At 63.5% G+C, this 21,772-nt stretch carries 16 protein-coding genes; 6 read left to right on the top strand and 10 right to left on the bottom strand.

The genetic code is table 11. The features are described 5' to 3' along the window. Window position 1 precedes the first annotated feature (1 nt). Window positions 2-361, bottom strand: a complete 360-nt coding sequence (uraH, locus tag IFO71_RS07695) for a hydroxyisourate hydrolase (RefSeq protein ID WP_192028965.1) — start codon at window positions 359-361, stop codon at window positions 2-4. A 283-nt stretch (window positions 362-644) separates the two neighbouring features. Then, window positions 645-1,661 (bottom strand): adenosine deaminase, encoded by a 1,017-nt coding sequence (locus IFO71_RS07690; RefSeq protein ID WP_192028964.1) that lies wholly within the window; start codon window positions 1,659-1,661, stop codon window positions 645-647. Between the two features lie 64 nt (window positions 1,662-1,725). On the opposite strand from IFO71_RS07690, the gene IFO71_RS07685 reads away from it, so the two are divergent. Genes IFO71_RS07685 through IFO71_RS07675 form a run of 3 tightly spaced genes read left to right on the top strand, consistent with a single transcriptional unit; the run spans window position 1,726 to window position 6,427 of the window. Continuing rightward, window positions 1,726-3,150: a xanthine dehydrogenase small subunit gene (locus IFO71_RS07685; RefSeq protein WP_225444471.1), complete on the top strand. Its 1,425-nt coding sequence runs from the start codon at window positions 1,726-1,728 to the stop codon at window positions 3,148-3,150. Beyond that, window positions 3,147-5,492, top strand: coding sequence for a xanthine dehydrogenase molybdopterin binding subunit (gene xdhB, locus IFO71_RS07680; RefSeq protein WP_192028963.1), 2,346 nt, complete (start codon window positions 3,147-3,149; stop codon window positions 5,490-5,492). The genes IFO71_RS07685 and xdhB overlap by 4 nt, the downstream gene beginning before the upstream one ends. Continuing rightward, window positions 5,489-6,427, top strand: a complete 939-nt coding sequence (locus tag IFO71_RS07675) for an XdhC family protein (protein WP_192028962.1) — start codon at window positions 5,489-5,491, stop codon at window positions 6,425-6,427. Before xdhB ends, IFO71_RS07675 begins: the two co-directional genes overlap by 4 nt. Window positions 6,428-7,291: 864 nt before the next feature. Here the strand turns inward: IFO71_RS07675 and rimI are convergent. The 5 genes from rimI to IFO71_RS07650 all read right to left on the bottom strand — a co-directional run bounded on the left by rimI (window position 7,292) and on the right by IFO71_RS07650 (window position 10,285). Then, complete coding sequence (gene rimI, locus IFO71_RS07670; protein ID WP_192028961.1) at window positions 7,292-7,783, bottom strand: ribosomal protein S18-alanine N-acetyltransferase; 492 nt, start codon at window positions 7,781-7,783, stop codon at window positions 7,292-7,294. Next, on the bottom strand, window positions 7,780-8,175 hold the full coding sequence (locus IFO71_RS07665; protein ID WP_192028960.1) for a hypothetical protein: 396 nt from the start codon (window positions 8,173-8,175) through the stop codon (window positions 7,780-7,782). The genes rimI and IFO71_RS07665 overlap by 4 nt, the downstream gene beginning before the upstream one ends. Before the next feature lie 5 nt (window positions 8,176-8,180). After that, entirely contained in the window at window positions 8,181-8,801 is a 621-nt protein-coding gene (locus IFO71_RS07660; protein WP_192028959.1) for an ABC-type transport auxiliary lipoprotein family protein, read from the bottom strand. Beyond that, the gene (locus IFO71_RS07655; RefSeq protein WP_192028958.1) at window positions 8,798-9,715 is read right to left on the bottom strand and encodes an MlaD family protein; all 918 of its coding nucleotides are present in this window, start codon (window positions 9,713-9,715) and stop codon (window positions 8,798-8,800) included. The genes IFO71_RS07660 and IFO71_RS07655 overlap by 4 nt, the downstream gene beginning before the upstream one ends. Window positions 9,716-9,826: 111 nt before the next feature. Then, window positions 9,827-10,285 (bottom strand): RDD family protein, encoded by a 459-nt coding sequence (locus tag IFO71_RS07650; protein WP_192028957.1) that lies wholly within the window; start codon window positions 10,283-10,285, stop codon window positions 9,827-9,829. A gap of 319 nt (window positions 10,286-10,604) precedes the next feature. Between IFO71_RS07650 and xerD the strand changes: the two genes are divergently transcribed. Further along, window positions 10,605-11,561 (top strand): site-specific tyrosine recombinase XerD, encoded by a 957-nt coding sequence (xerD, locus tag IFO71_RS07645; protein WP_425502877.1) that lies wholly within the window; start codon window positions 10,605-10,607, stop codon window positions 11,559-11,561. 375 nt (window positions 11,562-11,936) lie between these two features. Further along, window positions 11,937-12,920, top strand: a complete 984-nt coding sequence (locus IFO71_RS07640) for a magnesium transporter CorA family protein (RefSeq protein WP_192028955.1) — start codon at window positions 11,937-11,939, stop codon at window positions 12,918-12,920. A gap of 95 nt (window positions 12,921-13,015) precedes the next feature. On the opposite strand, the gene IFO71_RS07635 is transcribed toward IFO71_RS07640, so the two are convergent. From IFO71_RS07635 to IFO71_RS07625, 3 genes are all read right to left on the bottom strand, one after another. Then, a complete protein-coding gene (locus tag IFO71_RS07635) occupies window positions 13,016-16,351 on the bottom strand; it encodes a two-component regulator propeller domain-containing protein (RefSeq protein ID WP_192028954.1) in 3,336 nt (1,111 codons plus the stop codon). A gap of 274 nt (window positions 16,352-16,625) precedes the next feature. Beyond that, entirely contained in the window at window positions 16,626-19,397 is a 2,772-nt protein-coding gene (locus IFO71_RS07630; protein ID WP_192028953.1) for a TonB-dependent receptor plug domain-containing protein, read from the bottom strand. Window positions 19,398-20,001: 604 nt separating this feature from the next. After that, the gene (locus IFO71_RS07625) at window positions 20,002-20,916 is read right to left on the bottom strand and encodes a LytR/AlgR family response regulator transcription factor (RefSeq protein ID WP_192028952.1); all 915 of its coding nucleotides are present in this window, start codon (window positions 20,914-20,916) and stop codon (window positions 20,002-20,004) included. A gap of 157 nt (window positions 20,917-21,073) precedes the next feature. On the opposite strand from IFO71_RS07625, the gene IFO71_RS07620 reads away from it, so the two are divergent. Then, complete coding sequence (locus IFO71_RS07620) at window positions 21,074-21,769, top strand: CPBP family intramembrane glutamic endopeptidase (RefSeq protein WP_192028951.1); 696 nt, start codon at window positions 21,074-21,076, stop codon at window positions 21,767-21,769. Window positions 21,770-21,772 lie beyond the last annotated feature (3 nt).

Raw genomic sequence — 21,772 nt, 5'->3', positions numbered from 1 at the left:
CCTAGCTTCCGCGATAGGTGCTGTAGCTGTACGGCGAGACCAGCAGGGGCACGTGGTAGTGCGCATTGGCATCGGCAATGCCAAAGCGCAGGGTGATGACGTCGAGAAACTTCGGTTCGGCCAAGCTCAGCCCCAGTTTCTGGAAGTAGTCGCCAGCCTGAAAGTCGAGCTCATAGATGCCGGGAACGAAGGTGTCGCCTTGCAGCAGGGGCGCATCGCAACGGCCATCGGAATTGCTGGTGTAGCGCCCGAGCGAGCGCCGACCGCGGTTCTCGATAACAGATAGTTCAAGCACCATGCCAGCGCCAGGGCGGCCGTGGGCGGTGTCTAGGATATGGGTGGTGAGTTTTCCGTTGGGCATGGTTGATCTACCTGAACTCTTGCTTCCCCTCTCCCTGTGGGAGAGAACGATGTGTGGCGATCTTCGCCAAACCGGCTGGCGCCCCGGAACTCCCTCCCCAATGTTTGGGGAGGGGAGGGGTTGGGGAGCCGATCTTTGCCTGCCCAGGGGCCTCGCATAGCGAGGTTCCTGGGTAGGGTGGCGCGGCAGCGCCGGGTGAGGGTTGGCGTCGCCATTGCTCAGGCAATACAAGACCCGACGCTCACCCCCGGCCCCTCTCCCACAGGGAGAGGGGAGACAGTCTCTAACCCGCGCAATACGCCTCCAGACGGTCGCCATAGGCACGCTTCTCTTCCGGTGTGGCAAAGCTGGCCTCAAAGCTGTTGGCGGCCAGTTGCTTGAGATGCTCGCGGTCGAGGTCGAGGGCGGCGCGCGGCTGGTGGAAGTTCTGGTTCATGTAGCCGCCGAAGTAGGCCGGATCATCCGAATTGACGGTGGCGACGATGCCAAGGTCAAGCATCTGCTTCAGATTGTGCTGGCCGAGGTCGGGGAATACGCAGAGCTTGATATTGGATAGCGGGCAGACAGTGAGCGGGATGCGTTCCTTGACCAGGCGTTCCACCAGCTTCTGGTCTTTCAGCGACTGCACGCCGTGATCGATGCGCTCCACCTTCAGTACATCGAGCGCACTCCAGATGTATTCCGGCGGGCCTTCCTCGCCAGCGTGGGCGACCACGCGCAGGCCGAGTTTGCGCGCTTCGGCGAACACCCGGGCGAATTTCTCTGGCGGATGGCCGACTTCGCTGGAATCAAGGCCAATGCCGATGAATTTGCCCAGATGCGGTTTAGCCTGCTCCAGGGTTTCGAATGCTTCCTCCTCGCTGAGGTGGCGCAGAAAGCACATGATCAGTTCGGCGCGAATGCCGAGCTGCTCGCGCGCTTGCTGGCAGGCGCGGGTCAGCCCATTGATCACGGTGTCGAAACCGATGCCGCGCTCGGTATGGGTTTGCGGATCGAAGAACAGCTCGGCATGAATCACATTGTCGGCCTTGGCGCGCAGGAAATAGGCCCAGGCCATGTCGAAGAAATCCTGCTCGGTGATCAGCACGCTGGCGCCGGCGTAGTAGATGTCGAGAAAGCTCTGCAGATTGGTAAACGCATAGGCCGCGCGCAGCGATTCGACGTCGGGGTAGGGCAGTTCGATCTGATTGCGTTGACCAAGCGCGAATATCAATTCGGGCTCCAAGGAGCCTTCGATATGAATATGCAGCTCGGCTTTCGGCAGCCCGTGGGCGAAATCATCCAAGGGATGGGTGGACATGCAGGACTCCCCGAAGTCTTGATTGGATCGGCCAGTGTGCCGCAACTCGGACGGATCGACCAGCATGCCGGCGATACCCGAGGCGCCGCAATGGCGCTACTCTTGCTGGATGACTGAATTGCCCGAAATCCTCCTCAATGGTCAGCGTCACTGTCTGGGCGCTGGCGACCCCAGTGAATCCCTGCTGCGCTGGTTGAAACGCCAGCAGCTGCATGGCACCAAGGAAGGCTGCGCCGATGGCGACTGCGGTGCCTGCACCGTCGCCTTGCGTCTGCCCGATGTCGACGGCAAGCCCCAGTGGCAGGCGGTGAATGCCTGCTTGCTGCCGGTCGGCTGTTTGCCGGGGCGCGAAGTGATGACGGTAGAGGCCTTGGCCGTAGGCGAGCGCCTGCATCCGGTGCAACAGGCGATGGTGGAGTGTGCTGGATCGCAATGTGGCTACTGCACGCCCGGTTTCGTCATGAGTCTGTTTGCCGCGCAGGCGGCCGATCAACTCGATGAGGCCTGCTTCGAGGGCAATCTATGCCGGTGTACCGGTTATCTGCCAATCCGACGTGCGCTTGAGCGCTTGCAAGATCTGCCCTTCCAGGCCCCTGCCTTGGGCACCGATGCGCCTTGCTTGGAGTCTGGCAATGCCGAGGGCTGGTCGGTGCCACGTGATCTGGCACACGCCTTGGCGATCAAGCAGGCCGATCCGCAGGCAGTCTGGTTTGCTGGCGGAACGGATCTTGGTGTGGTGTTGAGCCATGGTCAGAGCAAGCCCGCGCGCTACATTGCGCTGGATCGCCTGCCTGAGCTGCAGCAGATTGAGATTGGCGACCAGGTGGTTCGCATCGGCGCTGGCGTGGCTCTGCGCACAATCGAGCAACGCTTGACCGGCATGTTTGCCGCCATCGATCAGATGCTGCCTTGGTTCGCTGCACGCCAGGTGCGCAATCGTGCCACCCTCGGTGGCAATCTGGGCACGGCCTCGCCGATTGGCGATCTGTTGCCGGTGCTGTTGGTCCTGGATGCCGTCGTGCATGTGCGCAGCGCAGCGGGCAGTCGTGACCTCGCTATCGATGAATTCTTTACCGGCTATCGGCAGACCCAGCTCAGGCCCGATGAGCTGATCGAGGCGGTCAGTATTCCGCGCCGCAATGATTGGCTAAGTGCGGCCTACAAGGTGGCGAAGCGACAGACCGATGACATCAGCATCGTCGCGGCGGTGTTTGCGTTGAAACTGAATGCCGAGCGGCGGGTCGAGGCAGCGCGGCTGGCCTTTGGTGGTGTCGCCGCGCTGCCGCTGCGCGCCAAGCGGGCCGAGGCTGAACTGATCGGCCAGCGTCTGGATCAGACCACGATCGAAGCCATCGCCGATACGCTGCGCGCCGAATTCACCCCCTTGTCTGACCTGCGCGCCGGGGCTGACTATCGCCGCGCCCTGTGCGGCAATCTGTTTGCCAAGTTTATCCGCGAGCAGTTCGAGCCAGCCGAGGTGGCGGCATGAAGCCGAGCGCCCACGAAAGCGCCGTCGGCCATGTCACCGGGCGCGCGGTGTATGCCGACGAGCAGCACGCGCCTACCGGCCTGATCAGCGTGTATCCGGTGCAGGCGCCGCATGCACACGCGCGGATCGGGTCGATCAATAGCGAGGCGGCGCTGTCGATGCCTGGCGTGTTGGCGGTGCTGACGGCGGCCGATATCCCAGGCCTGAATCAGACCGGCCCGATCCTCGCTGATGAGCCGCTGATTCCGGCCGATGAAGTGCGCTACTACGGTCAGGCGGTGGCCTGGGTGGTGGCCGAGACCGAAACCCAGGCCCAGCGTGCAGCGAAACAGGTGGTGGTGGAATACACGCCGCTGCCGGCGCGGCTGAGCCTGCAGCAGGCGATTGCCGAGCAGGCTTTCCATATGCCGCCTGCGCGAGTGACCCGCGGCGATGCCACCGCGGGGTTGGCTGCCTCACCGATTCTCCTGAACGGCGAGTTGCACTTCGGTGGCCAGGACCATTTCTATCTGGAAACCCAGGCCAGCTGGGTGCAGATCGACTCCGAGGGGCTGGTGCAGATCGTCAGCTCGACCCAGCATCCGAGCGAAACCCAGCATATGGTGGCCCAGGTGCTGGGGCTGGCGAATCACCGTGTGGTGTGCCGCTGCCTGCGCATGGGCGGCGGCTTCGGCGGCAAGGAAACCCAGGCCAACCAGTATGCCGCGGTAGCGGCTTTGGCTGCCTGGAAAATCGGTCGGCCGGCGCGGATCAAACTGCAGCGCAGTCTGGATATGCAGCTCACCGGCAAACGGCATCCGTTCTTCGCGCGCTATCAGGTCGGCGTCGATGCCGAGGGCAGGCTGCAGGCGATGTGCGTGGAACTGGTGGCCGATGGCGGCTGGAGTTGCGACTTGTCACCGCCGGTGCTGATGCGGGCAATGGTGCATGTCGACAATGCCTACTATTGTCCGCATGTCGAGATCATCGGTCGGATAGCCAACACGCATCTGGCGTCCAACACCGCGTTCCGTGGTTTCGGTGGGCCGCAGGGCATGCTGGTTGGCGAGGAAATCATCGACCATGTCGCCCGCCATCTCGGCTTGCCGGTCGATCAAGTTCGGCAGCGCAATTTTTATCGCGCGGGCGAAACCCCAGACCGCAACCAGACCCATTATGGTCAGCCGGTAGTCGATAATCATCTGGACACGTTGTGGAGCCAGTTGATCGAGTCCAGCCAGTATCGCGCACGGCGGGTCGAGGTTGATGCCTTCAATAAGGGCAATCGACACGTTAAGCGCGGACTGGCCATCACCCCGGTGAAGTTCGGCATCAGCTTCAACAAGACCGAATACAACCAGGCCGGCGCCCTGGTGCATATCTACACCGACGGCAGCGTGCAGCTGAATCACGGCGGCACTGAAATGGGCCAGGGGCTGCACACCAAGATGATCGGGGTGGCCGCGCATTGTCTTGGCCTGCCGCGTGAGCGCATCCAGATCATGGTCACCAGCACCGACAAGGTGCCGAACACCTCGGCCACCGCAGCCAGCAGCGGCTCTGATCTGAATGGCCAGGCAGTGCGGGCAGCCTGCGAGAACCTGCTTGAGCGCCTACGTCCGATTGCCGCAGCGCGCCTCAACGGCGAGGCCGAGCAGGTCTGCTTTGCTGACGGTCAGGTGTTTCTGGCGACGCAACCGGATCAGCGCGTCGCCTTCGTCGAGGTGGTGCGTGCGGCTTACAGCGCGCGGATCAGCCTGTCGGCGACCGGCTACTACCGTACGCCCGGCCTGAGTTGGGATGCGGCCAAGGGTTACGGTCATCCGTTTTACTACTACGCGTTTGGTGCTGCAGTAAGTGAGGTGGAGGTCGATGGCTCCACCGGTATTCATCGACTGCGCCGCGTGGACATCCTCCACGATGTCGGCGATTCCCTTAACGAGATGATCGATCGGGGGCAGATCGAGGGCGGCTTCGTTCAAGGCATGGGCTGGCTAACCTGCGAGGAGCTGCGCTGGAACGAGCAGGGTCGCTTGCTGACGGATGCGCCGAGTACCTACAAGATCCCCACCGTGGGCGAAGTGCCGCAGGAATTTCGCCTTGATCTGTTCCAGCGCCCGGCGCCGCCGACCACCAAGGTGATCTTTGGTTCGAAAGCGGTGGGCGAGCCGCCGCTGATGCTGGCACTCAGCGTGCGCGAGGCCCTGCGTGATGCGGTGGCGGCTTTCGCCCCTGGTCCGCTGCAACGCGTGGTGTTGGATTCGCCGTCGACGCCGGAAGCGATCTGGCGCGCGGTGGAGCAGGTGCGTTCGGTCACCCCCTCGGTTAGTTCAGCGACGACCGAGCAAGCAGCGCCGGCATGAGCGAGCGACTGTTTCGCCAGTTGACCGCCTGGTTGCAGGACGGTCCGCTGGTGCTGGCTTGCGTGTTGCGCACTGAGGGTGCCACGCCGCGCAAGGCCGGCGCCATGATGCTGCTGCGCGAAACCGAGAGTTATGGGTCGGTTGGCGGAGGTGAAGCCGAAGGTCGAGTCATGGCCGCCGCGCAGCAGCGGCTGCGCGATCGCCACAGTCGCGGTCCGATACTCGAGGTCGACCTTGGCGGCGGCGCAGGGGCGGCCGGCATCTGCGGCGGCCGGATGCAGATCGCGCTGCGCGTTCTGGCCTCAGAGCAGGATCGGATCTGGGCAGAGCAAGGGCTGGCGCTGCTTGAGCGCGGCCAGGCCCTGCGCCTGGATTCGATGGAACTTGGAGTGGAAGGTGTCAGCGCTATGCAGGTCAGGCTGGCGCCGAATCCGCGATTGCTGATCGTCGGCGCAGGTCATTGCGGCTTGGCCCTGTACGATGTAGCGCGGCTGCTCGATTTCGACATCTGGCTATACGACGAGCGGGAGGGCTGCGTGCAGCCCCAAGCCCTGCACGAGGCGATTTGCCTTTCCGGGCCGGTGAGTGAGCTACGCAAGGCGCTGCACACCGTGCGACCCGTATTCGCCGTGCTGCTGACCCGCAATTACCAATGCGACGTGGATGCTCTTCGCGTGCTGGCCGAACACCCGCCGCGATGGATCGGCATGATGGGTAGTCGCAAGCGGATTCGTCAGGTCACGGAGGATCTGCAAGGGCTGATCCTCAGTGATCAGCGAGGCGCACCGCTTCGGCTTGGTGATGCGCCCCTGGTCGCCCCGGTCGGCCTGGAAATCGGCGCCGAAACGCCGCATGAGATCGCCGTCAGCATCGCCGCCCAGCTGTTGATGGTGCGCTCAGCGGTGTCTCCATCTCACGGCGGTCTTGGCACTTAGCACAGGCTCACCGAGACACTGAAAGCGAAGAGCAAGAAGGCGCGGTTGAGGCGACCTCAGCCACTGGCCGGCCACCGCACGCAATGGCCGTGCGCTACCGCGGTCAACGGCCCGCCTGAGCCGTGATCGAGTTTCTTGATCGATGGCGCAACCCTCAACGAGCCCCGCAGCGCCTCAGGGCGAGGGTAGGGCATTCTATTGAAGGAGTTATGTTTGTCACTCGGGGACAGCCACCCGGCCCTCACCCCCCAGTCCCTCTCCCACGGGGAGAGATCGATGCGCACTGATTTTCGCGCGCCGGCTGCCCAGGGGCCTCGCATAGCGAGGTTCCTGGGTAGGGGAACCGCTTCGGGTCGCCGCCACGCTGGCTGAGCTTGTCGAAGCCAGCCGACCAGCATTGCAACCTCAAAGCTCGCGTGGGCGCCTTCAGGGCTCGCTTCGCTGAGGCACCCTTCGACAAGCTCAGGGTGCGTCAAGGCGATTCCATCGCTACAGCCCTTGGACTCATCCGCCCTTCGGGCTGTCTCTCAGTGCGAACAGGGCAAGCCATCGTCCGCTTCGGGTCGTCAGCAGCTGGCTGAGCTTGTCGAAGCCAGCCGACCCAGCATTGCAACCTCAATGCTGGCGTGGGCACCTTCAGGGCTCGCTTCGCTGAGGCACCCTTCGACAAGCTCAGGGTGCGTCAAGGCGATTCCATCGCTACCGCCCTCGGACTCATCCGCCCTTCGGGCTGTCTCTCAGTGCGAACAGGGCAAGCCATCGTCCGCTTCGGGTCGCTGGCCGTCGGTCGCCGTTTGCTGTGAGTGCCCGCTTCGGGTCGTCAGCAGCTGGCCCGCGCGTCGTGCTGACCGCCGGCAACGACGGTCAGAGGTCTTCGCTTAGCAGCTCCTGCGCCATCACGATGGCATCTTCGCGCCCTTGCCGGGCCGGGTAGTAACGCGGGCGTCGGCCAATCTCGTTAAAGCCCAGGCTCTCATACAGGGCGATTGCCCTGGGGTTGGAGGGACGGACCTCGAGGAAAACGCGTTCCGCGCGCTGCCAGCGGGCCAGATCGATCAGTCGCTTGACCAGATGGCGGCCGTGGCCGGCACCGTGGTGTTCGGGGTCGACGCAGACATTCAGTACATGGGCTTCGCCACCACCGCTGCTGAGAATGCCATAGCCGATCACCGCCTCCTCGTGGCACAGCACCCAGCAGCCGTAACCGGCACGCAGGCAGTCGCGGAAGATGCCGATGGACCAGGGAAAATCGTAGGCAGCGCGTTCGATCGCCGCTACTCGTTCCAGATCGTGCTCCTGCATGGCGCGCATGCGCGCCGGCGCGAGATCGAGGTACTCGCGCACTTGGGCGTTCATCCCTGCGTTCCCTGACGTCGTCGGCGCAGGGCGCGCAGGGTTTTCCACAACGCCCGCTTGGCGGCCGGCTGGCCGCGCAGGGCGATCAGGTTGAGATACAGACGCGGGCCGTCGTAGCGGTAGGGCGGGCCGTCCAGCACGGCTTCCCATCCCAGCGCATCCACCTGTTCAAGCGAGGCATGCACTGCACGCAGCAGCGCCTGCCACAGGGGATCGCGGTCGGTGGGTTGGCTGGGGCGTGCGGGGCTCGGTTGAGCTACCGGCTGTGGCGCTGCTGCGAGGGCGTGAGGCGTCGCCACAGAGCCAGTGTCCGCAGCGTCGTCACGGCGCAAGCGCAGCGGGCGGTAGCCCATGGCTCTCAACATCGCTTCGCGTTGCGGCTGACCCAGCATTGCTCTCAACCTCGCTGCTGCAATTTCTCGATATCGCCGATCAGCTCAGCATAGATAGAATCGACCGCATTGCCGAGCGCACGGACCGAATCGCGTACGCTGACGCCATCGGCCGGCACTTCGCGGCGGTAGTCGCGCAGCAGCAAGGGCAGCTCGCCGCCGCTGCGACTGAGTCGGATGTTCAAGCTGGCGCGCACCACCCAGCCTTCGTCACGCTTGATGCGCTCGAACGCTTCGATACGCGTCAGCAGTCTGTAGTGTTGGGTACTGGCCGGCAGGGTTTCCAGCACCTTGGGCGCGATGGCCGCGGTATCGAGAGTGCGAATCAGGCGCCGCTGCAGCATGCGCGTCGGAGGGTCGAGCCACAGTTGATAGTGATAGGCGCGCAGCCGATCGCCCTCGGGGTCGGTGCTGTACAGCAACGAGATGTCCGAATGCACGCCATCGGCGTAGAAGGCATCGATGACCAGGGGCGCGTCCAGCGTCGAGGTGGCCGTGCGCACCTCAGGCTGCGCCGGCAGCCGGTAGTAGACGGTTTCCGGAATGCCGGGGCCGGAGGCGCAGCCGGCCAGCAGGGCCAGGGTCAGCAGCGAACAGGCGCCGCGGTGCACTCGCTTGATCATCATTCCTCCACCTGATCGGCCGGCGGCGTGAACAGCAGTCGGTTCGGACTGCGGCGGATCTCGCGGCTGAACTCATCGAAATTGCGGCTGGAGGCCTCCAAGTGACGCGTGATGCCGTCGATCCGCTGGGCGATGGCGCTGACCGTGCGTTCCAGGTCGCTGACCGTGTTCTGGATGCCTGGCCGGTTATCGGCCACCGTAGCACGCAGTTCCACCAGCAGGGCATCTGCTTCGGCGCGCGTGGTCTTGAGTTCGGCTGCGACCGCCTTGACGTCCTGCAGAATGTCGGCGATCGCATCGCGGTTTGGCGCATCCAGCACCTTGTTCGCCCTGCCGGCGGCGATGTTGAGCTGCTCCAGCAGGCGTTGTGCTTCTGCCAGCAGGGCAGGGGCGTTGGCGTCGACCGTGCCGGCGATCGAATCGAGTCGGGTCGACAGTGTTTCCACCATCGGTCGCAGACGCTCCTGCGACAGCATGGTCAATTCGGTGGCAAGGTCATTCATCGCGCTGAATACATCGCCGGCTTCGATGCTGGGAATCAGCGCGCCGGCTGGCAGCATGGTGCTGCTTTCACCTTCCCGAATCGCCACCGTCATATCGGCCAGCAGGCCATTGGCCTGGCGCAGGGCGACGCTGTCATCGGGAATCTGCCAGTCATCGCGGATGTCCAGGTTGACCCGGTAGCGGGTGCGCCCATCTTCGCGCCTGGGTTCGATCGTGCTCACCTGGCCGATGCGAAAGCCCTCGTAGTACACCGGCGCACCGAAGCCGAGCCCGCTGACATTGCTGAAATCGACCGCATAGCGCTGCATGGTGCCGCTGCGGCCGGTGATGGTGAACAGGGTAAACAGCAGCAGCATGAAGGCAATCAGCACGGCCACCCCAACCAGCACGTAGTTGACGTTATCGCGTTTCATTGCGCTGCACGGCTCATGTGGCGGTGTCCCTGAACGATCTCGGCGCATCGTAGCGGTAGCGAGCCGGGCTGGCGACCCCTGGCGCGTTCGGAAGGCTGCGATCCCGGGCGCTCATCCGCCGGTTGCCGGAGGTTCCATGCGCACCATGCGGGTTCCGCTGAGACGGTCGTGCAGGGCGCGGCGTTCGGCATCGAACAGCGCCAGCAGCAGTCCCAGGCCGGCGAGCAGGAGCGACGGCGTCGCCCAGGCATAACGCCGCGCCAGCTGGCCGATGTTGGCCGCCTCACCGCTCTCGGCGACCACCCGCAGGCGCCAGGGGCGCATGCCCATGGTCTGCCCACCGTTGCGCCATGAGCCGACCGTGTACAGTCCGGTGACCAGCCACAGCGCCGCGCATTGCAGCCAGAAGGCCAGGGTCCAGGGCACCACCGGGCTGCCCCCGCGCAGCAACAAGACCGCCACGCTGACCACGAACCACAGGGCAACGATCGGTAGGGCATCGTAAACCAGGGCCAGCAATCGCCAACCGAAATGGGCCGGCTGTGCCGACCGCCGAGCAGAAGAAGTCATCGGCGGATTTTAGCCCGGATATTTCATGAGGGGGCGCGGATGATCACCGAGGACTTTTCGTCGAGTGCAAGGCGCGACGAGCCCAAGTGGTGGGCCCACTTGGGCGAGAAGCAACGCGGCAATCGGCACAAAGGACCGGTGAGGGCCGTGCCAGCGCCGAAAGATCGCGAACACTCTGTTATCTCAACACCATCGGTCGAAACTCTCGCCCCGCTTGGAATCGCCGGATCTTTCGGCGCGACCTCATGAAATATCCGGGTTAGCTGGCCGAGACCGCAGTCGGTATGCTGATCACTTGCATGGGTGATGATGGATGGCCATGGCCGGCCCCAAGACAGCCGCAGAACGGCGACAACGCAGTCAGGCGCGGGCAGAGATTCGAGCCCAGGATCAAGCCGAGATCGAGGGCTTTCTGGATGCCATATGGTCCGAGCGTGGCCTGGCCCGACACAGCCTGGACAGCTATCGGCGCGACCTCAGTGGCCTGGCGCGCCATCTGGTCGGCGTCGGTCCGTCCCTGGCCGAAGCAGGCCGGGCCGAATTGCTGGATTACCTGGCGCAGCTCAATCGCGACGGCTACAGCCCGCGCAGCGCCGCGCGTCTGTTGTCCAGCCTGCGTGCCTTCTACGCCCATCGAGTGGTCAGTGGCGCGCGCGCTGACGATCCGACCGCTGGCATCGTCGCGCCCAAGCTCGGCCGGCCGCTGCCCAAGGCGCTCAGCGAAACGCAGGTAGAGGCGCTGCTGCAGGCGCCCGAACTTAGCACGCCGATTGGATTGCGCGACAAGGCGATGCTGGAGCTGATGTATGCCACCGGTCTGCGGGTCAGCGAACTGGTCGGCCTGCTCGGCACCCAGATCAATCTGCGCCAGGGCGTGCTGCGGGTGGTCGGCAAGGGCAGCCGCGAGCGCCTGGTGCCGATGGGTGAAGAAGCGCAGCATTGGCTGGAACGCTACATTGGTGAGGCCCGTGCCGGCATCGTCGGTCGCGACCGCTGTGACTTCGTGTTCGTCTCCAACAAGGGCGGTGCGCTTGGGCGACAGCAGTTCTGGACCGCAGTGAAACGCAATGCCGTGCGGGCCGGCATCGACCCGGTCAATGTCAGCCCGCACCGGTTGCGGCACAGCTTTGCCACCCACCTGCTCAATCACGGCGCCGACCTGCGCGCACTGCAAATGATGCTCGGTCACAGTAGCCTGTCGACCACCCAGATCTATACCCTGGTGGCCAAGCAAGCCCTGAAGCGCCTGCACCAGCAGCATCACCCAAGGGGGTGATTCACCGCGCTTGCGCAGTGAATCACGGGCAAGACAGGAGGTTGCCGCGGTCGGTGCGTCCAAGACGCACCCTGTGCCAGCGCAGGACGGCCGAGCGTAGGCTGGGCCTGTGGCCCACCATTGGCTAGCAGTCTGCTGCATTGCGGCTGAGGTGTCTGTTATCGATCCGGTAACTTGAAGTTTGAACATCCTGTTCAACTTCAAGTCCCCTGCGTGCGGTTCCGTTGGACAGGCTCGCGGCAGGCATGCCCGTACGCGCGGGCGCTTCACAGCGACTACGTCGCTGCGCGTTCAATGCTGATCGACTGCCCGAGCCCTGGGCAAACGCGGGGCAAGGGTGTAGAACGGTCGCGGGGACTTCTCGGGGGGTGTGCCGTGGGCGGCGAGGGCTGTCGGATCCGGCTGGTCGAATTCGATTTCGATCAGAAGCAGGAACGCGAGCTGCCGGTGGATCAGGTGGCAGTGGCGGTCGCGGCGGGGCGCTTTGTCTGGATCGATGTGCAGGCCGGGGCCGATCAGGCGGTGCGCGATGCGCTGCAGCAGATCGGTCTGATCAGCGAGGCGGTGATCGACGAGGCCTTGTCGGGCGAAGCCCTGACCCGCCACGCCCGCTACGACGATTACCTGCATGTGGTGGTCACCGGCTGTCGGCCCAGCGGGGCGCGGGTCGAGCTGGAGCGGGTCGATATCGTGATCGGTGAGCGCTTTCTCGCCACCATCCATCGCAACCCGGTGTTGTTCCTGGAAGCGGTTCGACAGGACTACCACTCGGATTTCCTGCGCTTTGCCAAGAGTCCCAGCTTTCTGGTCTACGAGCTGTGGGATCACCTGATCGAGAACTATCTGCAAGTGCAGCAGGAGATGGAAGAGCGGGTCGAGGCGATGCAGCGCGAGCTGGCCTTCGGCAAGGTCGACGACGATGTGTTCGCTCGCTTTTCCTCGCTCGGTTCCGACCTGCTGCATTTTCGCAAGGTGCTGCTGCCGGCGCGGGCGGTGCTGACTGAGCTGTCGACCCGCAAATCGATTTTCATTGGCGAGGCTACCCAGGGTTTTCTGGGCAATATGGTCGGCACGGTCGAGCACCTGCTGCAGGACCTGATGGTCGATCGCGATATCCTGTCCGAGTCCTTGAGCCTGTACATGTCGATGGTCGGGCATCGCACCAACCGGACCATGAAGCGGCTGACCCTGGTCAGCGTGGTGTTCCTGCCCTTGACCTTCCTGGTCGGCATCTACGGCATGAACTTCAGCAATATTCCCGAGCTTAACTGGGAATATGGCTACCTGTTCTTCTGGGTTGTGACCTTCCTTCTGGTGTCGGTGATTCTGGTGCTGATGCGGCGCTCAAAGATTTTCTAGCCCGGATATTTCATGAGGGGGCGCGGCTTCGCGGTGGCCGTTTGCGCTGAAAACTTCCAGGATGGAGGTTTCAGCGGCCTGCCAGAACAGCTCGATTACTTCGGCGCCACCTGAGGTAGCTCGATACGAATTTCGGTGCCTTGCCCGACTTCGCTGCGCACCTGCAGCTTGCCGCCCAGCACATCGCGGACCAGGTTATGCACGATATGCAGGCCGAGGCCTGTACCGCCCTCGTTGCGCCGCGTGGTGAAGAAGGGTTCGAAGATCTTCCCCATATGCTCGGCCGCGATGCCGCGGCCGTCGTCGGAAAAGCGGATCTCAACCCAGCCATGCTGCAGGGGGCGGCACTCGATTTGCAGCCGTCCGGCCTGCTCGGGCTGGAACGCGTGCAGCAGCGCATTCTGCGTCAGATTGGTCAGCACCTGACCAAGGGCGCCCGGAAAGCTGTCCAGAATCAGATCCTGTGGGCAGTTGATCTGCATTTCGATTGGACGATGGCGCCAGAGGATCTTCAGGCTCTGCAGCAGCTGGTTCAGCAGTTCGTCGAGGTCGAATTTGCGCCGCTGATCGGAGCTTCGATCGACCGAGACCTGCTTGAAGCTGCGGATCAGGTCGGCGGCGCGATCGAGGTTGCGTTCGACCAGGTCGCCGCCACCAATGGTTTCACCGATCTGCTGTTCGAAATCGCGCTTGGTCATGCGTCCCGATTGCACTTTGTCTTGCAGTGCGCGCAGTTGCTGGTTCATGTGGCTGATCGCCGTCACCGCGACGCCGAGCGGGGTGTTGACCTCGTGGGCAACGCCGGCCACCAGTTGGCCGAGCGCCGAGAGCTTCTCGGCGCGCACCAGTTCAACCTGGGTCGACTGCAACACCTGCAGCGATTGCTCGGCCTGCTCGCGTGCGCGCTGCAGCGATTCGGTGCGTTCTCGCACCAGACGTTCAAGCTGCCCTCGCTGCAGTGCCAACTGATGCATCCGTGCCCGATATAGCAGACCCAGCAATCCAATGGTCAGCAGTGCGGCCAGCACCCGAGCGGCGGTCGACTGCCACCACAGCGGTTCAATGATCATTTGCAAGGTGTGCACATCGCTGGCCAGACCACCGCGCGCCAGCGCCTGCAACTGCAATTGATATTCGCCCGGTGCCAGATTGGTATAGGCCACCAGTCGCCGCTGGGCATCGACCTCCAGCCATTCGTTGTCGAAGCCCTGCAGTCGGTAGCGATAGTGCAGCTCCTGCGGGTGGACGAAACTGGGGCTGGCCAATTTGAACAGCAGGTTTCGCCCCCAGCCCGGTGGCAGGCGCAGGGTGTCGAGCAGGTGAATGGCCGCGGGTAGAGGTGAATCGGCTTGTTGAGCGCGCGGCAGCACGGTCTGTCCCTGACGCTCCAGGCTGGTGACCAGGGGTGGTCGCGGCTGCATCGGGCTCAGATTCTGCAGCGGGTCGAACACGGTAAAGCCGTGCTTGCTGCCGAACGCCAGCCAGCCGTTGCTCAAGTGTTGGCGGGCGGCAAAATAGTAGCCGCGCGCCAGGGCGCCGTCGCTGGCGTCGAAATGACGGGTCTGGCCGCTTTGTGGATCAAACTGGATGATGCCGCGGTCGCTGGCCAGCCACAGCCTGCCCTGCGCATCGCCCTGTACGGAGTTGATGCCCAGGTTATTGAGCTGATCCCGGCCAGCGACGAGCTTCAACTCGGCCTCGGCGGGCTCGCCGCTGGCCGCAAGCTGCAGCTCGACCAACCCGCTGCCATAGGCAGAGATCCACACGCGCCCGGCACCATCGACCAGGAAGCCGCTGGGTCGCCCGGGCAGCTTGCCGCTGACGCCGCTGGTATCGACTTCGGTTCGGTGGCGCAGAGCAAAGCTGTGGCGGTCAAACCAATACAGGCCATCGCTGGCGGATACAAGAACAAACGAAGGGTTAAGAATGCCGATATGATTGACAGTGCCGGCAAACTCGGTGCGCGCCAGGATCTGACTGTTCTGGGTATCGATCACATAGACGCCCTGCAAGGCCGCAACGGCCCATAGGCGTTGGCCATCGACAGCCAATCGGGCGATCCGCGAGCGGCGCAGTGCCGGCAGTGCCTCACTGGATCGAAACGAATCCGTCTCGCTGTGGCTGTACAGCCCATCATCGGTGCCCAGCCACAGCGTCTGACCATCGGATGCCATCGAGTGGACGGCGCGCGCCTCGCTGCCCTGCGCAGGGTGCAGCGCGAAACGGTCGAGATCGACCTGATATGCCCCTTGCGGCGTGCCGATCCATAGCTGCTCTCGATGTTCGATCAGACTGTAAACCGCCGGTTGCCAGTGGGTATCGAGCCCGAGGGATTCACCGGCAAAGCTGAGAAGGCGCCGATAGCGCGGGTGCAGCCGGCTGGCGCCGCCTTCCCAGGTGCCAAACCACAGGCTGCCGTCTTCGCTGCTGAGAAAGCTGCGCACCCGGCCCAGCCCAGCGCTGAACGGATCATAGGGGCGATGCAGAAAGGGCTGCAGACGCGGCGTCGCCGTGCTGTGATCAAGCACCCGATAGGCACCCAGTTCGGTGCCCAGCCAAAGGCCAGTCGGCGGGTCCCAATGCAAGGCCACCACGCGGCCGCGGAACGGGTCCTGCGGGTCATCGGCGAATACCGCTTCGGCCTGAGCGCTGGCGGTATCGACCCGGAACAGACCCGATCGATCGGTGCCGACCCAGAGCGCGCCCTGCGGATCGATCAGCAGGGCATTTACCGGCTTGCCACGCAGCAGGTCGACTTCGCCGCAGGCGCCGAGCGGTGTGCGTGCGGGGTCCACACAGCGCAGACCATTGAAGCCCCCGACCCATAGCCGGCCCTGCAAATCAACGGCCAGCGCGCGGCTGCGCCGATCCTCAGGCGGCGTTTGCTCCTCGACCAGCATGAGCGAGTGCGAGGCGTCGTCGATGCGTCCCAGGCCTTCGCTGCCAGCGACCCACACGCTGTCATCGTCGTTGCAGATCAGATCGTAGATGAACTGATCGCGACTCGCTGGGTGTCGGCTGTCGCTGTAGCGCTGAAAGCGCTGATCGCCATCGTGATAGCGAAACAGGCCGGCACTGGTGCCTACCCATAGTCGATTGCGCGGATCAAGGCAGAGCGAGTCGATCCAGCTGGAACCCAGACTGTCGCTATCGCGACCGGCCCGGAAGGTGATCACCTCGTGGCCATCGTAGCGATTGAGTCCATCCTGTGTGCCCACCCAGAGAAAGCCATGGCGATCCTGGGCCAGCGCGAGTGCGGTGTCCTGACTCAGGCCATTGCTGGTATTGAGGCTGCGAAAGCGCGCCGTGGTCGGCGCCAGGTCGGAGGCCAGCAACGCAGACGACAGCAGCAGGCACAGCGCAAACGTTAGCGCGGCGCCGCGACGCCGCTGCGCAATCTGGCTTGTTGAAGGCAGGCGTGCGTTCGGCAAGGCGCAGGGCTTGGGTCTGCGGACGATGCTTGCGACTGTAGCGCAGATCGTCGTCGCAAAGGGAGAGGCCGATTCGATAGTCTGCCTTGCAGCTTGACGAATTGCGCTGCATCCACGCTTCGACGCCACTTCGACTTGATCGCTGTGCTGTCTTCAGTACAGCGATTGGATTTCGTTGATAGGTGAATCACCGGGTCCGGCGATGGCCGAACCCGGTGATGTCCGCGCTTGCAGTTGAACCGTGGGTTCAGAATGGAAGCGCTTGGGCCTGTTGCTAGAACCGATATTCCACTTCCGCAAACACCTCACGCCCGGTCGGGTCGTAGATGCTGGTGGTGTAGAACGGATAAGCCTGGAAGTTGAAGGTATCCAGGATCGGATCCTTGTCGAACAGGTTCTGCACCGTCAAGCGGCCGAGCAGCGAATCGCTGAAACGATGCTCCACGGTCAGGTTGAAGCGGGTGTAGCTGCCTGAGCGACCCTCCAGGTTTTCGATCAGCGCCGAGCCGAAGCGGGTGCCGAACAGGGTGGTACGCCAGTCGCCCTTGGCCCAGCTCACGCTGCCGCGCATACGCGAGCGCAGGTCGAGCTGATTGTCGCGCTGGTCGACAATCGGGTCGGCCGCGAACTGTGCCTGCTTGTCGGTCAGCACGTGTGACCAGGCCAGCTGGAAGCCAAAGTCACCATAGCTGTCGGTGGCCAGGGCGTACTTCAGTTCGGCGTCGATGCCGCTGACTTCCTGAACAGCTCGATTGATCGGGCCCGTGCGGATCGAGACCAGGGTCTCGGCAAACTGCGAGCCATCGGCCGGTGCGCGGACGACACGGCTAAGAATATCCTGGCACTCGGCCGAGTTGATATTTACCGGCGAGCCATCGATATCCATGCCCAGGCGGCAGTCGGCTTCACGATCGATGATGTAGTTGACGTTCAGATCATCGACGATGCCTTCCAGTCGAACCCTGTAGTAGTCGACCGACAGCGACAGGTTGTCGGTCATGTTCCACACCACACCAGCGGTGAAGCTCTCGCCCTCTTCCTCCTCCAGGTTCGGGTCGCCCTGGCGCGAGCCGCGGAACGAGGAGTTTGCAAATGTGCAATCAGATGTTGGCGTGCCCGGTTCGTCGCGACGGCACAGATACAGATCGTCGACCGACTGGAAGAAGCCCGACGGGTCGGCGAACACGTAGTGCATGTCCGGGGCGCGGAAGCTGGTGGCATAGCCACCGCGAACCAGCAGCGAATCGATCGGCCGCCACTCCAGGCCGACGTTATAGGTCAGTGCGTCATCTACGGCGGTGATGTCGTCGTACTTGTCCCAGCGGCCAGCCAGGGTAGCGTTGACGGTGTCGTGCAATGGCAGGCCAAACTCCAGGCCGAGCGCATAACGGTCGCGCTCGCCGCCGCCGCCGGTGCCGGTGAAACCCCAAAACTCATCATTTCTCAGGCGGGGGTCGAGATCGATCTGGTAGTCCTGCGTGCCCCACTCGGCCACCGCCGCAAAGCCTACCGGGCCAGCCGGCAGGTCCCACAGATCGCCGGTGACCACGGCGGTCAGCACGTCGTTGGAGGAATCGGCCTCGGTGGTATCGATGGCGGTCAGGCTGCGATAGATCTCCGGCGTAATCGGGCTGAACAGGCGGTCACGATTGAGGTTATAAATCGGCGCGCCGAAGATGCCGGTACCGAGCTGCGGGCCGAGGAAATAGTCATCAATGGCATCGGCCAGGAACAGTGGGCGGGTCCGCTCAACCGTGTAGTCGGAGTGCGAGTACGAGACATCGTAGTCAAAGCGGCCATCGCCAAACACACCCTTCAAGCCCAACACGATGTTCCAGTTGCGCTCATCGAAGGTCTGGTTGTTGGCATCTCGGCCACCGGTTTCGGCGTGGGTGAAGATGCGCTGCGGCAGCACGGTCTCGCCACCGACATCAAAGTAGTCGGTGCCGCCGGTATCAATCAGGAAGTTGCTGCTGAGCAAGGTCCAGAACGCGGTGCCGGTGTTGAACTCACTGTCCGACTGAAACACGTTGAGGTTGCCGTACAGCTCCTGGCCGCCCTCAAACAGGTAGCTGACATCCAGCATGCCGCTCAGGTTTTCGCGCCGGTTGCGCAGGGTGAACTGCGAAACGTCGTCGGAACGTCCGCAGTAAAAGCCGCGACCGCCCGGACGGAACGAGTATTCCAGCTCCGGTGAAAAGGCCGAGCAGGCAGCCGGACCCGGATCGATATAGGTCAGGCCATCGTCATTGCCATCGAACGGGTCGAGCAGCAGCACATTGCGGGTGTTCACCACCTGGCCACTGAGGCGCGGGTCGTCGGCCAGCGAATCCTGGAAGTCGCGCTGAAAGCCCCAGATCGGCTGCCGATCCAGATACTCAAAGGTGTAGACCAGATTCAGGTTGCCCTGGCTGCTGCCACCGACCAACTGCAGGCGCTTGCTGGCGCCGCCGCCGTCTTCAGTGCCGCCCACGCGTGCATTCAGCATGTGGCCTTCAAAGCTCTTGCGCAGCACGATATTGATCACGCCAGCCACCGCGTCGGAGCCGTAAATGGCCGATGCGCCGCCGGCCAGCACTTCAATGCGTTCCACCGCCGCGGCAGGAATCGAAGCCAGGTTGACCAGGTTGCTCTGGCCGTTGAACGGCAGCGGATAGTCCGCCGCGCGGCGGCCGTTGATCAGCAGCAGCGAAAGGCCCGGGCCGAGGTTGCGCAGGTTGATTGAGTTGGCGTTCTGGGTAAAGGTGCCGGCATCCTGTTCCACCTGGATCTGGCCCGTGCTCTGCGTCAGCGAGTTCAGTACCTCGAAAACGGTGGTAAAGCCCTCGCGCTGAATCTGCGCGGCATCAATGATGGTGACCGGCGAAGGGCCTTCCAGCTGCACGCGCTGTAGACGCGAACCGGTAACGGTGATGCGATCGAGTTCGTTGGTTTCTTCCTCCTGGTCGTTGCTGTTCTGGGCCATCGCAGAACTGGCAGACAGCAGTGCCAGGGAGGTGAGGCTCAATGCCAGGCCAATCGCCTGGTTAAGTCGGTTCTTCTTCATGCAAGACTCCATGCTGGGAAAGAGCTCCACCCAAGCGGTATGCACTGCGCTGTTGCCTTGGTCCCGCCTCGCGATCCTTCGCGAGTCTGTGTGCAGGCCACTCTGAACGTTGATAGAGAGCAAAGAGGCAACAGCGCAGTGCATACCCAGTGGCGGTTCACTGCCGCAGTGAGCTTGGAAGCATTGGTAACAATGCATGCAGCCCATCGAGACGGTGAACCGGCGGAGCAAACCGCTTCGGGGCGGAAGCGGCTGTTCGGAGTTTGCGTAAAAATTTCGTTGTGAGGCTTTCGTATTCCTGACCTGACCAATGGATGTGTTCAGCAATTTTCTGCTATCGAGCCGTGACGTTTGTTCTGCGTGCCGGCGGTTGATTCAGTACGCAGCGAATCAGAGAAATAGCGCAAATGACGCTACTTCAATCGCTTAGGCGAATCGTTGCGGGCGCTTGGTGAAGTTTCCGGTGAAACGGTGAGCTATGGGAGGCGACTTGACTCGCTTCATCGTACGGCGAAGCGAGGGCATCGCTTCAGCGTGCTTTGTGATCGGTTCAGCGAGTGCGGTTTGAGGCGGCGACGTGCAGCATGAACATCACGGTCCAGCCTCAAGTCGGTGGATCAGTAGCCGGTGGTGGGGCAGCCTGGCTGACCGGCGCCCAGGCAGCACGAAAGTCGGTCAAGCGTGAGCGCGCAACCGGCACCGTCTCCGGCAGCTCGCGCAGGTTGAGCTGGTAGCCCTGCGCATTACCCCGGGCCTCGGTCACGGCCGGCAGGGAAATCAGAAACGAGCGATGGCAGCGAAACACCGGATAGCGGGCCAGTTGCTGCTCAAGTTCGCTCAGCGTCATTCGCAGCAGCCGCTGATGTCGGCGATTCTGCTCGTGCCACACTACGTTGACGTAATTCTGCTCGGCCTCGGCGTAACGAAAGGCGGAAAAACTCAGCGCCAGTTGGCCGTCGCTGGCCTCGATGGCGAGCGTGCTCGGCCAGTCGCTGGCTGCCGAGTCTGCCGAGTGGCGCGCAGCACGCTCAAGTTCATCCTGATGCGCCGCCCGTAGTTGGCGCTCAGTCAGCAACACACGCAGCGCGATTGGTCCGGCGGCGCATAGTGCGGTCACCGCGATGCCCAGCAACCATCCGCGCGGTCCAAGGGTCATCGAAGTGCGCAGGTGGAGCCAGGCCAGCACAGCGCAGGCCAGGAGGCCGATTTCGGTGACAGTGCGCAGCATTTCCCTGCCGCAGGTCCAGCCCGCTTCGAGGCGACGTCCCCACAGGGCGGGCAGAGCAGCGCGCAGCAGCGCATCGCTGCCCAGGCAGACGGCGCTTAGTTCCAGGATCAGGCGATCGGCCAGGCTGGCTGGCAAGTGGCCAAGTCCAAATGGCCGGGTCAGCCAGATCAGCAGCAGGGCAAACACGGTGATCGCCAGCGAATGGCCGAGCTCAACTGCAGTGCCACGACTGAGTGGATACGGCCGCTGCCAGGCGATCTGCCAGCGCGATGCTTTCGGCGGCCTTGTCATTGGTCACATCGCGCTGTCATCGATCCCAAATCGCTGGTTCGCCATTGGCGATCAGCTTAGCGTGGAACCGGTTGTTCATGAAGCGACAGCGGCGCGCTGCAAGGCCGCGCGGATGTCGACGTCGACGGTCTTGCCTGCTGCATGATTGGAGGATGGGATGAGCGTTGCTGCACTCGGTCGAGCTTTGATACTGCGATTTCCTCAGCCGCTGGATGTGCGAGTGGCGCGATCCGGCGCTGCTCGAATGCTGCTGGCTTTTGCCTGCTGGGCCCTGCTGCTGCAACCTGGGTTGAAATTGATCGTGGCGGCGGCGGGTGCAGGTCCCGGCCCGCGGGTCGGGCTGCTGTTGAGTCTGCTGACCGCCGCTGCGTTCTTGCAGCTGAGCTGGATGGGTCTTTCTTCAGCCGCGATGGGCTGGAAGCCCTGGTCGCGCTGGTCGAGTGAGGAGCGACTGTTCCTGCTGCAGGCGCTGATGACGCTGGCGCTGGTGCTCACCCTCAGTGGACCGTCGCTGTCACCGGCAATGCGCAGCCAGGGCCTGTTTGGACTGGTCCTGGCGGTCGCCACCGGGTTTGTCTGGGGGCTGTTGCAGGAGTGGGTCTATCGCGGCTGGTTGCAGACCGCCCTGCAAACGCGCCTTGGGCCTTGGGCTGCGCTGTTGTTGGCCAATCTGCTGTTCACCTTCGGACCGCTGCACGGCGCGCTGTACCGCTGGGGTTCGCCCGAGCCGGTGGCCTTCGCCACCTTCGCGGCGATCTTCGCCATTGGCCTGTTGTTTGGCTGGCTGTATCAGCGCTCGGGCAACCTGTGGTTGCCCGCAATTCTGCATGGCGCCTGGCCCCTTAACATGTAGGAT

It is taken from the genome of Pseudomarimonas arenosa (assembly GCF_014841215.1).
In the GTDB taxonomy this organism is placed as follows: Bacteria; Pseudomonadota; Gammaproteobacteria; order Xanthomonadales; family Xanthomonadaceae; genus Pseudomarimonas; species Pseudomarimonas arenosa.
The sequence above is the reverse complement of the archived record's forward strand: the minus strand, read 5'-3'. Positions and strand labels throughout refer to the sequence as shown.